Origin of the sequence: uncultured Massilia sp., assembly GCF_913773735.1 — a bacterium.
Classification (GTDB): domain Bacteria; phylum Pseudomonadota; class Gammaproteobacteria; order Burkholderiales; family Burkholderiaceae_D; genus Telluria.
Genome location: NZ_CAJYEB010000004.1, coordinates 40,512 through 55,891 on the forward strand (window position 1 = coordinate 40,512; position 15,380 = coordinate 55,891).

Below are 15,380 nucleotides of genomic sequence, written 5' to 3' on the forward strand. Positions count from 1 at the left end.
GGCGCAACCGCAGCGCATGCAAGATTGGACCCCGGCCTGCGCCGGGGCGACGTGCCGGCGCCGGCGCTCAGATCGGCGGCACCGGGTTGAAGCCGGAAATGGCCCGGTACTTGCCGCTGCCGTAGCGCAGCACCTGGCGCTGGTCGATCGCGACCGGCGGCGACAGCCGCGTTTCCGAGCGGCTGATCGCGCCCTGGTAGTGGATGCTCAGGTCGCCCGGGTGCGCGCCGCCCGGCTCGATCGTCCAGGTGCTGTCGATCGCGTAGCAATCGTGTTCGGCGCCGCCCACCGCCTCGGCGCGCGCGCCCGGTTCCGCGTCGCGCGACCGCACCAGCGGCTGCAGGCGATGCGCGCAATCGCCGGCGCCCGCCATGTTGGTGCCGGACAGCGCCAGTTCCACCGCCGGCTCGCGCCGGATGCCGCCCTTGTCCACTTCGTACAGCGCCAGCCAGGTGCCGCAATAGCCCTGCCAGCAACCGCCGTATTCCACGCCCAGGCCCTGGCGCCGTTCCGACAGCGCGACCGCGTGCAGCGTCGCCGTGCCGGCGAAGCCGCGCCAGGCGAAGATGCCCTGGCGGCTGCTGACGCGCCAGCCGCCCCTGGCGCGCTCGAACTGGTAGGCCGCCAGCGCCATCGGCGTCTGGGGCGTAGCGGCGGGACGGCCGTCGTCGGCCGCCGGCACCAGGCCGGCGATCAGGGTCAGGCGCTCGCCGTCGCCGCGCAGCACCAGCTTCGGCGCGACCACGACGCGCGCCGCGCCGCTGGCCCAGCCGCCCGCGCCGTTGGCGCCACCGCCGCCGGGCGGCACCTGCACGGTGTGCACGCGGCCGCCGGCGCTATCGCTCCAGCCGGGGAAGACCAGCGCCGCCAGCTGGCCCGGTGCCGGCAGGGCGGGTTCGGTGGCGGCGCCGGCGGCGCCCGTGCCGGTGCCGAGGAAACAGGCCAGCGCCACGGCAGCGGCGGTGCGAACGGTCTTCATGACAACCCTTGAACGTGAAATGTTAATTTTTGTGTTCCGAAATATACACGTTGCCCTCCCCGAAAAAATGCACGAATTGTCACCGTGGTGCATGGCGCGGTCGTGACGCACCGGGGCGGACGGTGGCGCGCGCGGGACATGCATACGCGATGTGTCCGCGAAAACGCGCGCGGACACAGGCCGGACGCCTGGCGGACACGCTTGCGGACAGTCCGGCGCCCGAAGCATGTCCATGCTTCGCACGCCTACGTCGGTGGCATAAAGATTGCCTATTCAAAACGTCAACTTGCTGCTATGGTTTAACAGTTTTCCCATGCGATTCCGTCGCATGTTCATGACGCACCGCAGTAAAACAAGAACGAGCGGCCGTCTTCCCGGCCGTTGTCCGAGATGTAGCGTGATTCAGGAGACTTAATGGAACGCCGTACCTTCCTCAACATCAGCGGCCTGGCTTTCGGGTCGATGCTGGTCCCCGTGTTCGGCCGCGCGATCGCCGCCGAAGAACTGCTCAACCCGATGGCGGTCGCCGCCAAGAAGGCCCTGGCCGACACGGCGATGAACGCCGCCACCCAGGCCGGCGCGTCGTACTGCGACGTGCGGATCGGGCGCTATCTGAACCAGTACATCGTCACGCGCGACCTGAACGTCGAGAACGTGACGAATACCGAATCGGCCGGCGTGGGCGTGCGCGTGATCGCTTCCGGCGCCTACGGCTTCGCCGCCACCAACGACATGAGCAGCGACGGCGTGGCCAACGCCGCGCGCCAGGCGGTGGCGATCGCCAAGGCCAATGCCCGGCTGCAGGGCGAGCCGGTGCAGCTGGCGCCGGTGAAGGGCGTGGGCGAAGTCTCGTGGGCGACGCCGGTCAAGAAGGACTGGCGCACGGTGCCCATCAAGGAAAAGGCCGAGCTGCTGATCGCCGCCAACAAGGCCGGCATGGACGGCGGCGCCAACTTCATGCAGTCGATGCTGTTCCAGGTGAACCAGCAGAAGTATTTCGCGTCCACCGACGGCTCCTACATCGACCAGGACGTCCAGCGCCTGTGGGCGCCGGTCTCGGCCACCGCCGTCGACAAGGCGAGCGGCAAGTTCCGCTCGCGCAGCGGCCTGTCGACCCCGGTCGGCATGGGCTACGAATACCTGGACGGCCGTCCCGCGGACAAGATCAAGGCCGCGGGCGGCGTCGCCACGCTGTACACGAACTCCTACGACATCGTCGAGGACGCGCGCGCGGCCGGCCGCGACGCCAAGCGCAAGCTGACCGCCAAGTCGGTCGTGCCGGGCAAGTACGACCTGGTGCTCTCGCCCGAGCACCTGTGGCTGACCATCCACGAGTCGGTCGGCCACCCGACCGAGCTCGATCGCGTGCTGGGCTACGAGGCCAACTACGCCGGCACCAGCTTCGCCACGCTGGACAAGTGGGAATCGAAGAACTTCAAGTACGGTTCGCCGCTGGTGAACATCGTGGCCGACAAGACCACCCCGGGTTCGCTGGGCGCGGTGGGCTACGACGACGAAGGCGTCAAGTGCAAGCGCTGGGACATCATCAAGGACGGCGTGCTGGTGAGCTACCAGGCCACGCGCGACCAGGCCCACATCATCGGCGAGAAGGAATCGCAGGGCTGCTCGTACGCGGACAGCTGGAGCAACGTGCAGTTCCAGCGCATGCCCAACGTCTCGCTGCAGGCGGGCACCAGGAAGATGACGCCGGACGAGATGGTCAAGGGCGTCAAGAAGGGCATCTACATCGTCGGCGACGGCTCGTTCTCGATCGACCAGCAGCGCTACAACTTCCAGTTCGGCGGCCAGCTGTTCTACGAGATCAAGGACGGCAAGATCGGCGAGATGCTGGAAGACGTGGCCTACCAGTCGAACACCCAGGACTTCTGGAACGCCTGCACGGCGCTGTGCGACGAGCGCGACTGGCGCATGGGCGGGTCCTTCTTCGACGGCAAGGGCCAGCCGCCGCAGATCAGCATCGTCTCGCACGGTTCCCCGACCGCGCGCTTCAACGGCATCAACGTCATCAACACCGCCCGCAAGATCGGCTAAGGCAGGAGCACACACACCATGACCATCCTGAACCAGGAACAAACCAAGCGCATCTGCGACCGCGTGCTGTCCTACTCCAAGGCCGACGAGTGCGTCGTCACCGTCGGCGGCAGCCGCGAGGGCAATATCCGCTTCGCCCGCAACGCCGTGTCGACCGCCGGCCTGGCCGACGACACCAACGTGACCGTGCAGGTCGCCTTCGGCAAGCGCCAGGGCACCGCCAGCATCAACGAATTCGACGACAAGTCGCTGGAAAAGGTCGTGCGCCGCGCCGAGGACCTGGCGCGCCTGGCGCCGGAAAACCCGGAGTTCATGCCGACCGTCGACAAGCAGGCCTACAAGGCCTCGAAGACCTTCGATGCGAAGACCGCCGCCATCGATCCGGAATTCCGCGCCCAGGCCGCCGCCTATGCGATCGAGGCCTGCCGCAAGAACAAGCTGGTCGCGGCCGGCTTCTTCAACGACAGCACCGCCTTTTCCGCCGTCGCCAACTCGAAAGGCGTGTGGGGCCACCAGGACGCCACCGGCCTGGACTTCACCTGCACCGTGCGCACCGAGGACGGCCGCGGTTCCGGCTGGGTCAAGCGCTCGGCCACCGAGGCCGCCCGCTTCGACCCGCGCGAGGCCGCCGACGTGGCGATCGAAAAGGCGCTGCGCTCGGTCGATGCGAAAGCGCTGGAGCCGGGCCGCTACACCGTGATCCTGGAGCCGGCCGCCACCTCCGAGCTGCTGGGCGCCATGCTGTCCGGCTTCGACGCGCGCCGCACCGACGAGGGCCGCAGCTTCTTGTCGAAGAAGGGCGGCGCCTCGCGCCTGGGCGACAAGCTGTTCGACGAGAAGGTCAACATCTGGGCCGACCCGTGGAACCCGGACGTGCCGGTGCTGCCCTGGGACGGCGGCAGCCTGGTCGCGCGCCAGCGCATGGAGCTGATCAAGGACGGCAAGGTCAATGCGCTGCAGTACTCGCGCTACTGGGCCCAGAAGAAGGGCGTGGCGCCGACGGCGCGGCCGGGCAACATCATCATGGCCGGCACCGACAAGTCGACGCTCGACCTGATCGCCAGCACCAAGAAGGGCATCCTGGTCACGCGCACCTGGTACATCCGCATGGTCGATCCGCAATCGGTGCTGCTGACGGGCCTGACGCGCGACGGCACCTTCTACATCGAGAACGGCAAGATCAAGTACCCGATCAAGAACTTCCGCTTCAACGAGAGCCCGGTGACCATGCTGAACAACATCGAGGAGATCGGCAAGCCGGTGATCATCGGCGGCGACGAGGTGCCGTACCAGATGTCGATCCCGCCGATGAAGGTACGCGACTTCAACTTCACGTCGCTGTCCGACGCGGTCTGATACGCATGCGGGCGGTGCGCACGTACACCGCGACGCCGTAGGGTGGGCACCCTGTGCCCACCATCGCATCCCAACGGAGCATCCATGGAACGCCGTACCTTCCTCAAGATCGGCGCCGGCACCGCCGGCGCCATGCTGGTCCCCATCCACGGCAGCGTCATCGCCGCCGAACAGCTGCTCGATCCGCTCGCCGCGAGCGTCAAGAAGGCGCTGGCCGACGCCGCCATGGACGCCGCGAAAAAGGCCGGCGCCTCGTACTGCGACGTGCGCATCGGCCGCTACCTGAACCAGTACGTCACCACGCGCGACCTGAACGTCGAGAGCGTGACCAATACCGAATCGACCGGCGTCGGCGTGCGCGTGATCGCATCCGGCGCCTACGGCTTCGCCGCCACCAATTCGCTGCACCCGGACGCCGTCGCCAGCGCGGCGCGCCAGGCCGTGGCCATCGCCAGGGCCAATGCGAAGCTGCAGGCCGAGCCGGTGCAGCTGGCGCCCGTGCAGGGCGTGGGCGAAGTCGCGTGGGCCACGCCGTTCAAGCGCGACTGGCGCACGGTGCCCATCAAGGACAAGGCCGAGATGCTGATCGCCGCCAACAAGGCGGGCCTGGATGCCGGCGCCAGTTTCATGACGGCGAACCTGTTCCAGGTGAACCAGCAGAAGTACTTCGCGTCCACCGACGGCTCCTACATCGACCAGGACATCCATCGCCTGTGGGCGCCCCTGACCGCCACCGCCGTCGACAAGGCGACCGGCAAGTTCCGCTCGCGCGCCGGCCTGGCGCCGCCGGTGGGCATGGGCTACGAGTACTTCGACGCCAGGCCCGAGCACAGGATCCGCGCCGCCGGCGGCGTCGCCACGCTGTACGACGGCGGCTACGACATCGTCGAGGAAGCCAGGAGCGCCGGCCGCCAGGCGCGCGAGAAGCTGACCGCGAAGAGCGTCGATCCGGGCAAGTACGACCTCGTGATCGCGCCGGAAAACCTGTTCCTCACCATCCACGAGTCGGTCGGCCACCCGACCGAGCTGGATCGCGTGCTGGGCTACGAGGCCAACTACGCCGGCACCAGCTTCTGCACGCTGGACAAGTGGGAGTCGAAGCGCTTCAACTTCGGTTCGAAGATCGTCAACTTCGTCGGCGAGAAGACCACCCCCGGCTCGCTGGGCGCCGTCGGGTACGACGACGAGGGCGTGCCGGCCAGGCGCTGGGACATCGTCCGCGACGGCATCCTGGTCAACTACCAGGCCACGCGCGACCAGGCCCACATCATCGGCGAGAAGGCGTCGCACGGCTGCTCGTACGCGGACAGCTGGAGCAACGTGCAGTTCCAGCGCATGCCCAACGTCTCGCTGGTCGCCGGCAGCAAGAAGCTCACGCCCGACGAGATGGTCAAGGACGTCAAGCGCGGCATCTACGTGCTGGGGCGCGGATCGTATTCGATCGACCAGCAGCGCTACAACTTCCAGTTCGGCGGCCAGCTGTACTACGAGATCAAGGACGGCAGGATCGGCCAGATGCTGGAAGACGTGGCCTACCAGTCGAACACGCAGGACTTCTGGAACGCCTGCACCGCGATCTGCGACGAGCGCGACTGGCGCATGAGCGGCTCCTTCTTCGACGGCAAGGGCCAGCCGAGCCAGGTCAGCGCCGTCTCGCACGGGTCGGCGACCACGCGCTTTGACGGCATCAACGTGATCAATACCGGACGCAAGATCGGGTGAGGGGCAGGGCATGGCCGTCTACGATTTCTATTTCACGCGCCTGACCTACGAGTCGGGCGACTGGGACGTGGACCAGCGCATGCCCAGCAACGTGCTCAATTCCCTGGTCGAGTACACCACGCTGCGCGTGGACCCGGCCGAGCGCGTGATCGCCCTGTCCGACCCGAAGATGCTGGAAGCGCCGTTCTGCTACCTGGCCGGGCACAAGCTGGTGCAGTTCACGCCGGCCGAGCGCAGGAACTTCGAGCGCTACGTGAAGGGCGGCGGCTTCGTCTTCGTGGACGACTGCAACCACGACATCGACGGCCTGTTCGCCAAGTCCTTCGAGGCCGAGATGGCGCGCATCTTCGGCGCGCGTGCATTGAAGAAGATCCCCAACGACCACCGCCTGTATTCGAGCTTCTTCCATTTCGACGGGCCGCCCAACACGGCGGTGGAGCTGAACGGCTGGGGCGACGACCTGGTGCACGAGTACCTGCGCGCCATCGAGGTGAACGGCCGCATCGGCGTGCTGTACTCGAACAAGGACTACGGCTGCGAGTGGGACTACGACTTCCGCAACAAGCGCTGGCTGGCGGTCGACAACACCCGCTTCGCGGTCAACATCATTCAATACGCATTGGGAGCATAGGCAGTGGCACAGCAAGTGGCGTGGACGGAGAACGAGATCGCCGACCTGGTCGGCAGGGTCGAGGCGCTGAAGGCCAGCATGGGCCGGGTGATCATCGGCCAGAAGGACGTGATCGACCTGCTGGTCACCTGCCTGCTGGGCGGCGGCCACGCGCTGGTGGAGGGCGTGCCGGGGCTGGGCAAGACGCTGCTGGTGAAGTCGCTGGCCCAGGCCACCGACATGCAGTTCCGGCGCGTGCAGTTCACGCCCGACCTGATGCCGTCCGATATCGTCGGCACCGAGATCCTGGAAGAGGACGCCGCCACGCGCCAGCGCGTGTTCCGCTTCCAGCCCGGCCCGGTGTTCACCCAGGTGCTGCTGGCCGACGAGATCAACCGCGCGCCGCCCAAGACCCAGTCGGCCCTGCTGGAAGCGATGCAGGAGCGCTCGGTCACCTTCGCCGGCCAGACGCACGCGCTGCCGAAACCGTTCTTCGTGCTGGCCACGCAGAACCCGATCGAGCAGGCCGGCACCTATCCGCTGCCCGAGGCCCAGCTCGACCGCTTCCTGCTGCGCATCGACGTCGGCTACCCGACCGAGGACGAGGAGATCGCGATGGTCGGCGCCACCACGCACGCCGGCCTGGCCGATGCCGAGCCGGCGCTGGATGTCGCCGCGCTGCTGCGCCTGCAGCAGCTGGTGCGCGACATCGAGATCTCCGACACCATGCTGCGCCATGCCACCCGCCTGGTGCGCGCCACGCGCCCGGCCGACTCCCCGGTGGAAGCGATCCGCAAGCACATCGGCTGGGGCGCCGGACCGCGCGCCGGCCAGGCGCTGGTGCTGGCGGCCAAGGCGCGCGCGCTGATGCACGGCCGCCTGGCCGTCACCCGCGACGACATCGCCGCCATGCTGCTGCCGGTGCTGGCGCACCGCGTGCTGCGCAACTTCGAGGCGGAGGCCGACGGCGTCGCCATCGCCGACATCCTGGCCGCGCTCGCCGCCGGCGTGCGCGCAGAGTAGGGCGCCGTGCCGGCCACTGCGGCGCTGGCCGCGCACACGGGCAAGCTCGCGCTGGCCATCCGCCACGTGCTGGCGGGACTCGGCCATGGCATCCACGTCGGGCGCGAGCGCGGCGCCGGCGTCGAGTTCTCGGAATACCGCGCCTACGTGCCGGGCGACGAGTGGCGCCGCGTCGACTGGAAGCTGATGGCGCGCGCCGACCGCTACTTCGTGCGCGAGGCCGAGCGCGACAGCCACGTGGCCGTGTGGCTGGTGCTGGACGCCAGCGCGTCGATGCGCGAGCCGAGCCGCGCGGTCGAGGGTTTGAGCAAGCTGGGCTACGCCAGGCTGCTGCTGGGCTGCGTCGCGGCGATCGCCCAGCGCCAGGGCGACGCCTTCGGCCTGGTCGTGTGCGGCGGAGAACGCGCGCACTTGATCCCGGCCCTGCGCGGACCGCGCCAGCTGCAGCGCGTGCTGGCGCGGCTGGAGGCCGCCGACGCCGGCGGCGGCCTGCCCGACGGCGAGACGCTGCGCGCCAGCCTGCACTTCGCGCGCGCGCCGGCCGTCGTGTGCGCCGCCGGCGACTTCCTCGACTGGCCGTCGCCGCTGTCGGCGGCGCTGCTGCGCCTGCGCGGCATGCGCCACGACGTGCGCGTCCTGTGCCTGCACACGCAGGCCGAGGCGGACGGCGGCTTCGATCCGCAACTGGCCTACCGCGATCCGGAAGGCGCCGAGGGGACGATGCGCTTCGGGCGCGACCTGCGCGCCGGCTACCTGCATCACCGCGCCGCGCATTTCGACGAGGTGGCCCGGCAATGCCGCCGCCACGACCTGCCGCTGGTGCAGGCCTGCATCGAGCAGGCGCCGGCCGAGGTCTTGCGCAGCCTGCTGCGCCGCGGAGGCGGGCGATGAACGCGAGCCTGTGGTGGTGGGCGCTGCCGGTCCTGTTGCTGCCGATCCTGTGGCACCGCAGGAAGCGCCAGCAGGCGGACAGCGTGCCGCTGGCGACCGCGCGCTTCCTGCCCCGGGCCGAGCCGCTGCAGCGGCGCACGTGGTCCTGGGACGACCCGCTGCTCCTGCTGCTGCGCTGCCTGCTGCTGCTGGCGGCGCTCGCCCTGCTGGCCGATCCGGTGTGGCCCTGGCGCGGTTCCGCCGTGCTGGTCGTGCCGGGCAGCGACCCGGCCCTGGTCGAACGGGAGGCGCGCGCGGCGGGCCTGCAGGAGGCGCCGCGGCTGGCGCTGCCGGATCGCGACGCCGTCCGCTGGATCCATGCGCACGAGCGCGAATTCGCCCTGGACGCGCGCCTGCTGGCGGTGGGCGACGTGACGATGCCGGCCGGGCTGCCGCGCTTTCGCCATGCCGTGACCCTGCGTAGTACGCCGGCGCCGGCGCCGGCGCCGCTCGCTGCGGTCGAGCGTCATGTCGCCGTGTTCAGCGCGCGCGCGGACGCGTGGCGGCGCCTGTTCGGCGCCGTCGACGGGCCGCTGCGCGTGGTCGTCGATGCGCAGGCCGGCGCGGGCACGCACCTGGTCGTCTGGGACCGCGCCGAGGCGCCGCCGGCCGGCCTGCGCGCGCCGCTGTGGTGGATCGCCGACGCGACCGCCTTCCCCGAACTGGCGCGCGCGCCGCAGGTGCACGGCATGCGCTACCTGGATACGCCGCGCGGCCGCCTGTGGAGCGCGGACGGCTGGCCGCCCCTGGATGCGCAAGAGGCGCGCGTGCTGCTGTCCGACTGGCAGCGCCTGCACGACGGCCCGCGGCCCTTCACCGCGCCCCCTCTCGCGCTGGCGCCGGATGCGGCGGCGCCGGCCTCGGACGACCATGAGGAGAGCGCATTGCGCGAGCGCCTGGCATGGCTGCTGGTGGTCCTGTTTGCCCTGGAAAGGATGCTGACCCATGTCCGCCGACGCTGACATCGTCGCACGCGTCGCCGAACGCCTGTGGCGCGCCGCGCTGCTGCGCCGCGCGGGCATGTGGACGGCCGGCGCGCTGCCCTGGCTGGCGCTGCGCTCCGGTCCCGGCCTGCTGGCCTGGACGGCGTTCTGCGCCTGGGACGGCCTGCGCCTGCAGCGCCGGGTGGCGCAAGGCTGGACCGGCTGGCTCGACGCCGCCGTGCCCGAGATGGAGGACAGCGCGCCCCTGCTGGTGCAGGCCACGACGCCGCTGGCGCAACTGCAGCGCCAGCGCCTGCTGGGGCGCGTCGACGCCGTGCTGGAACCGCGCCGCCTGCGCGCCATCGTCGCGGCCCGCGTGCCCTTCGGCCTGCCGTGGCTGGCCGGCAGCCTGGCGCTGGCGGGCCTGGCCTGGAGCGCGGCGGCCTGGCAGCATCCCGTGGCTGCGCCGGCGACGGCGGCATCCGGCAAGGCGGGCGCGGCGCCGGTGGCCCCGGCCGGCTTGCGCGTAAGGCTGGCGCCGCCGCGCTATACCGGCATCGCGCCCTCCGTGCAGGCGCCGCGCGACCTGCAGGCGCCGCAGCAGACCGTGGTCGAGTGGTGCCTGGACGACCCGGCGGCCGCGCCCGAGACGATCGAGCTGAGCGACGGCACGCGCCTGCAGGCCGGCCGCGCCTGCGCGCGCTGGAGCGCCGTCGAATCGGTGTTCTGGCGCTGGCGCGGCGCGCGCTACACGCTGAAGGTGGTGCCCGACCTGCCGCCGGACATCGTGGTGACGCAGCCCAACGAGATGGTCAAGGACCTGGCGCGCGATGCCGGGAGCGCGGCCATCGCCGTGAGCGTGAGCGACGACTACCGCATCGTGCAGGCGACCATGCACCTGACGCTGGCGCGCGGCAGCGGCGAGAACATCCGCTTCAGCGACCGCGAGCTGCCGCTGCCGGCCTCGAGCGACCCGCGCCGGCGCGCTTGGCGCCGCACATGGGCGCTGGCCGATCTCGGCATGGCGCCGGGCGATGAGCTGTATGTCTTTGTCCGCGCCGCCGACAACGCGACGCCGCCGCACACGGTGCAGTCGCCGACCTACACGCTGCGCCTGCCGGCGCCGCCGTCCGAGCAGGACGAGGACACGGCGGCGCTGCCGGTGCTGGTCAAGCCGGAAAGCCTGCGCAGCCAGCGCCAGGTGATCATCGATACCGAACAACTGGTGGCTGACATGCGCAACAGGAAGATGGACCAGGCCGCGGTGCGCGAGCGCAGCGAGGCGATCGCCTCCGACCAGGCCGCGCTGCGGCGCCGCTACGGCCAGTTCCTGGGAGAAGAGTCGACGCTGTTCGGCGCGCAAGACCATGACGACCACGACGACCATGGAAGCGAGGACGGGCACGGCAAGCAGGACGTGCTGCACGCCTTCGGCCACGCCCACGACCAGGCCGAGAACGCCACGCTGTTCGACGATGCGACCAAGGTCCTGCTGCGGCGCGCGCTGGCGGCCATGTGGGATGCCGAGAAGTCGCTGCGCGCCATCCAGCCGGGAACGGCGCTGCCGCCCGAGCACAAGGCGCTGGAAGCGATCAAGCAGTTGCAGCAGTCCGAGCGCATCTACCTGCACAAGACGGCATTTACCCCGCCCGCGATCAAGGAAGACAAGCGCATGAGCGGCGACCTGACGGATGCGGCCAGCTACCAGCGCAAGCAGGACGATGCTCCGGAGGCGGTGCCGGCGAACCTGCGCGAACTGGTGCGCGCGCTCGGCGGCGACGGTCCGCTGCCCGCGCTGTGGACGCGCACGGCGCACGACTGGGTGCGCGAGCGCATCGGCGACGACGAGCGCCGCCTGGCCGCCCAGCGCGCGATCCAGGACGTGGCCGACGGCCGGCTGGCGGCCCGTCCCGTGCTGCGCGCCTGGCTACGCGGCGCCGTGGCCGATGCGCCGGTGCTGCTGCAGGCCCTGCCTGTGGTCGAGACGCCGTTCGCGAAGGCGCTGCGCGGAGGCGGACGATGAACTGGCTCGCCATCGCCGCCGGCGCCATCGGCATGTCGAGCGCCGCGTTCTACCTGGCGCGCCGCCGCTGGACGGATGCCGCGCTGGTGCTGGCGGCGGGCGCCGCGCTGGCCGGCGCCGTCGGCGCCTTCGACGGTGTCGACCTGCCGGGCGCCGCCGGCACGACACTGGACGTGTCGACGCAGGCGCCACCGACGGCGCTGGACGGCGTGCGCACGCTGCGCCTGGACGGCGACGGCTTGCGCGGCGCGCAATGGGACGACCTGCCGGCGCGGCCGCTGGCGTGGACGGCGCCGGCGACGCCGTCCATCCGTCTCGATTTCCCGCGCACGCTGGCGCTGGGCCGCATGTTCGCCTTGAGGCTGGAACGCTCCTGGCGCGCGCCCGGCCGGCTGCAACTGCTGGCCGAGAACGGCCAGGTGCTGGCCGAGGCGAAAGGCGAGGGCGCGCTCGCCGTGCAGTGGCTGCCGCCGCTGGCGGAAAGCCTGGTGCTGCGCGCGCGCCTGTTCGACGCGGCCGGCAAGGTCGTCGACGAGGGGCCGGTGCCGTTCGTGGTGGAGGAGCCGCTGCCGCTGCGGGTGCGTGGCCGCTTCGGCGCGCCCTCGTTCGACCTGCGCGTGCTGGACGACCTGCTGGCCGCCAGCGCTGCCCTGATCGACTGGCAGGTCGCGCTGGGGCGCCAGCTGCGGCGCGCCGAGACGGCGCGCGAGGAGATCGCGCAGCCGGACCTGGAGATCGTCGACGCGGCCTGGTTCGAGCGCGCCGGCGAGCCCGCGCGCAAGGCCCTGCTGGAGCGCGTGGCGCAGGGCGCCGCGCTGCTGGTGCTGGGCGCGAACGCGGGCGACGCCGGCCCGTGGTCGCGCAGCCTGGGCCTGCATCTCGCGCCGCAGCCGGCCGGCAAGACGGTCGGCACGGTGCTGCCGATGAGCTCCGGGGCGCTGGCGCCGAACGACCGGGACGCGGGTGCATGGCGCGGCGCCGACGGCCTGTGGACGCGCGACTGGCAGCGCGGGCGCATCGGCTGGCTGGGCGTGGGCGACTGGCACCGCCACGCGATCGCCCAGCCGCGCCAGCTGGCGCTGTGGTGGCAAGGGATGCTCGACCGCCTGCGCGTGCGCCGCGAGCGCGACGTCGCCTGGCTCGACCCGCAGGACATGCCGCTGCCGCGCGAGCGCCTGGCCGTGTGCGCGCGCGGCGTGCGCCTGCCGGGACAGGTGGCGTTTCCCGGCCTGGCGCAGATGCCGGCGCTGGCCTGGCAGCGCCGGCCCGGCGACGTGGACGCCGCCTGCGTCGCGGTGTGGCCGGAGACGGCCGGCTGGCTGCGCATGCGCGCCAGCGCCGGTGCGGCGGCCAGGGAGGTCGAGGGCCGCGTCTACGTGTATGCGCCGGGCGACTGGCCGCTGTGGCAGCGCAGCGGGCGGCGCGACGCCAGCGCGCGCTACGCGGCGCGCACGCCGGCGCCGGCCGCGCCCCTGCGGCGTGCGCTGCCGGCCTGGCCGTTCGGCCTTGCGTTCGTCCTGGCCATGCTGGCGCTGTGGTGGCGCGAGCGGCGCTGAGCGCTTCCTGGCCGAATTCGGCCCGCGTCAGCCGGCGTGGTCGCGCATCCACTCCTTCAGGCCGTTGACCCAGTCCTTGGCCGGCAGGTTGTAGCGCCGCTTGATCTCGCCGGCGCGCTCGTACAGCGCCGAGAAATCGATCCGGGGCGCCTCCTTGAAGGCGATGACGACAATGTTGGCGTCGTGGACCTCGGGCAGCCAGACGACGGCGTCGAACGCGCCTTCCATCGCCAGGAAGTTCTTGTCGTAGCTGGAAAAGTCGCCGAACACATTGGCCGTCATGATGCCGTCCGGGCCCAGGCAGTCGGCGCAGGCCCGGTAGAACTCGGGCGTGTCGAGCACCGGGCCGCGCGCCTCCTCGTCGTACAGGTCGACCTGCAGCACGTCGACGGCGCCGTGGTTGGCCGGGTCCATGACGAAGTCCAGCGCATCCATCTCGCGCACGTCCAGCCGCGCGTCGTTGGGCGGCAGGCCGAAGTACGCATGGCAGATCGCGATCACGTTCGGATTCAGCTCGGCGGCGGCGACGCGCGCCTCGGGAAAGCGCTGGTAGCAGAACTTGGTCAGCGCCGCGCTGCCCAGCCCCAGCTGCACGATGCGGCGCACGTCGCGCCGGAACAGCAGCCACGCCATCATCATCTGCACGTATTCGAGCTCGATCGCATCCGGCCGCGCCAGGCGCATCGCGCCCTGTTCCCACGAGGTGCCCAGGTGCAGCGAACGCACGCCCTCGAATTCGGTGATGGTGGCCGGCGGATGGCCGGGGCGGGAAAAGCGGGGATCGTGGCGGGCGGACATGGCGGAAGGCGAAGGGGACACCGCCCCATCTTACCAAACCCGGATCGTCAGGCGGGCAGGATCAGCGTCACCGCCAGGCCGCCGCCCTCGCGGTTGGCCAGCGTGATGCGGCCGCCGTGCGCTTCGGCGATCTCGCGCGCCAGCGCCAGGCCCAGGCCGGTGCCGCTGCGCTTGGTGGAGTAGAAGGGGACCAGGGCGTTGGTGAGCACGGCGTCGTTCATGCCGCTGCCGCGGTCCAGCACCTCGATGCGCACGGCGTCCTGCACGCGCCGCACCAGCAGCGCGACGTCTTCAGGACGCGAGCCGGATTCGTGGGCATTCTTCAGTAGGTTGAGCAGGGCCTGCTCCATCTGGGCGGCGTCGATGCGCGCCGGCTCCTCGGGCAGGCCGTCGGCCAGCGCGAACGGCACCTGCGCGACCAGGCGCGCGACGAAGTCCGCCCAGGCCACCGGTTCCAGGCGCGGTGCCGGCAGCTTGGCGAAGCGCGCGTAGCCGAGGATGAAGCTTTCCAGGTGGCGCGTGCGCTCGCCGATGGTCTGCAGGATCTGCGGCAGGCGCTCGACCTGGCCACGCCGCACCAGCTCCGCGCCCGAATGCGCCAGCGAGGCCAGCGGCGCCAGCGAGTTGTTCAATTCGTGGCTGATCACGCGGATCACCTTCTTCCAGGTCTGCACTTCCTGGCGCCGCAGCTCGGCGGTGAGCTGGCGCAGCAGCAGCAGTTCGTGGCGCCGGCCGTTCAGGCTGAAGTGGCGCCGCGCCAGGTGATAGACCTCCTCCTCCTCGCCGGCGCCGGCCGTGAACAGGCCGTCGCCGCCGCGCTCGAGCGCCTCCACGAGGGCCGGCGTCGCCTGCGCCAGCACCTCGCCCAGCGCATGGCCCTCGAGCTTGCGCCCGCCCGACAGCAGCTGGCGCGCGGCCAGGTTGGCGTAGACGATGGCGCGGCCGGCCGGCGCATGGGCGCTCGGCGCGTCCGCCACCAGCAGCATGGCCACCGGCGTGTTCTGCACCATGGTGTCGAGCAGCAGCTCGCGCTGGACCAGGCCCAGGCGCTGTTCGCGCAGCACTTCGCCGAGCGTGTTGTGGGCCCGCACCAGGTCGGCCAGTTCGTCGTTGTGCTCCCAGTGCAGGCTGAAGGAAAAGTCGCCGTCGCGGTAGCTCGTCACCGTGCCCTCCAGGGCGCGGAACAGCGACAGGATCGGCTGGATCTGGCTGCGGATGGTGATGACGGCGATCGGCACCACGCACAGCAGGCAGATCGCCAGCACCGCCAGCGGCCGGCCCGGCATCAGGTGGTCGAGGCCGAGCGCGATCAGGATGCCGACGGCCAGCAGCGTGCCGACCAGCGCCGACCAGCGCGTGACCAGCGAGAAGCGGCGCCGGCGCGGCGCGGCCCGGACATGGTCCATGG

The 15,380-nt window shown here is 71.1% G+C and carries 12 protein-coding genes; 9 read left to right on the forward strand and 3 right to left on the reverse strand.

Annotation, left to right across the window (positions count from 1 at the left end):
- Window positions 1-67: 67 nt before the first annotated feature.
- Window positions 68-979 (reverse strand): hypothetical protein, encoded by a 912-nt coding sequence (locus QZ749_RS02390; protein WP_296942878.1) that lies wholly within the window; start codon window positions 977-979, stop codon window positions 68-70.
- Between the two features lie 414 nt (window positions 980-1,393).
- Here QZ749_RS02390 and QZ749_RS02395 point away from each other — a divergent pair, with 414 nt between their 5' ends.
- From QZ749_RS02395 to QZ749_RS02435, 9 genes are all read left to right on the forward strand, one after another.
- Window positions 1,394-3,031 (forward strand): TldD/PmbA family protein, encoded by a 1,638-nt coding sequence (locus QZ749_RS02395; protein WP_296942880.1) that lies wholly within the window; start codon window positions 1,394-1,396, stop codon window positions 3,029-3,031.
- An 18-nt stretch (window positions 3,032-3,049) separates the two neighbouring features.
- Window positions 3,050-4,387 (forward strand): TldD/PmbA family protein, encoded by a 1,338-nt coding sequence (locus tag QZ749_RS02400; protein ID WP_296942882.1) that lies wholly within the window; start codon window positions 3,050-3,052, stop codon window positions 4,385-4,387.
- 84 nt (window positions 4,388-4,471) lie between these two features.
- Window positions 4,472-6,109 (forward strand): TldD/PmbA family protein, encoded by a 1,638-nt coding sequence (locus QZ749_RS02405; protein WP_296942884.1) that lies wholly within the window; start codon window positions 4,472-4,474, stop codon window positions 6,107-6,109.
- Between the two features lie 10 nt (window positions 6,110-6,119).
- Window positions 6,120-6,740, forward strand: coding sequence for a DUF4159 domain-containing protein (locus QZ749_RS02410; protein WP_296942886.1), 621 nt, complete (start codon window positions 6,120-6,122; stop codon window positions 6,738-6,740).
- 3 nt (window positions 6,741-6,743) lie between these two features.
- The gene (locus QZ749_RS02415) at window positions 6,744-7,742 is read left to right on the forward strand and encodes a MoxR family ATPase (RefSeq protein WP_296942888.1); all 999 of its coding nucleotides are present in this window, start codon (window positions 6,744-6,746) and stop codon (window positions 7,740-7,742) included.
- 6 nt (window positions 7,743-7,748) lie between these two features.
- The gene (locus QZ749_RS02420; protein WP_296942890.1) at window positions 7,749-8,633 is read left to right on the forward strand and encodes a DUF58 domain-containing protein; all 885 of its coding nucleotides are present in this window, start codon (window positions 7,749-7,751) and stop codon (window positions 8,631-8,633) included.
- Window positions 8,630-9,634 carry a BatA domain-containing protein gene (locus QZ749_RS02425; protein WP_296942892.1) on the forward strand — a complete coding sequence of 335 codons (1,005 nt, stop codon included), beginning with the start codon at window positions 8,630-8,632 and terminating at the stop codon, window positions 9,632-9,634. Before QZ749_RS02420 ends, QZ749_RS02425 begins: the two co-directional genes overlap by 4 nt.
- The gene (locus QZ749_RS02430) at window positions 9,618-11,618 is read left to right on the forward strand and encodes a DUF4175 family protein (RefSeq protein ID WP_296942894.1); all 2,001 of its coding nucleotides are present in this window, start codon (window positions 9,618-9,620) and stop codon (window positions 11,616-11,618) included. Before QZ749_RS02425 ends, QZ749_RS02430 begins: the two co-directional genes overlap by 17 nt.
- Window positions 11,615-13,174 carry a hypothetical protein gene (locus QZ749_RS02435; protein WP_296942895.1) on the forward strand — a complete coding sequence of 520 codons (1,560 nt, stop codon included), beginning with the start codon at window positions 11,615-11,617 and terminating at the stop codon, window positions 13,172-13,174. Before QZ749_RS02430 ends, QZ749_RS02435 begins: the two co-directional genes overlap by 4 nt.
- Window positions 13,175-13,201: 27 nt before the next feature.
- On the opposite strand, the gene QZ749_RS02440 is transcribed toward QZ749_RS02435, so the two are convergent.
- The gene (locus QZ749_RS02440) at window positions 13,202-13,972 is read right to left on the reverse strand and encodes a spermidine synthase (protein WP_296942897.1); all 771 of its coding nucleotides are present in this window, start codon (window positions 13,970-13,972) and stop codon (window positions 13,202-13,204) included.
- 47 nt (window positions 13,973-14,019) lie between these two features.
- The gene (locus QZ749_RS02445) at window positions 14,020-15,378 is read right to left on the reverse strand and encodes a PAS domain-containing sensor histidine kinase (RefSeq protein ID WP_296942899.1); all 1,359 of its coding nucleotides are present in this window, start codon (window positions 15,376-15,378) and stop codon (window positions 14,020-14,022) included.
- Window positions 15,379-15,380 lie beyond the last annotated feature (2 nt).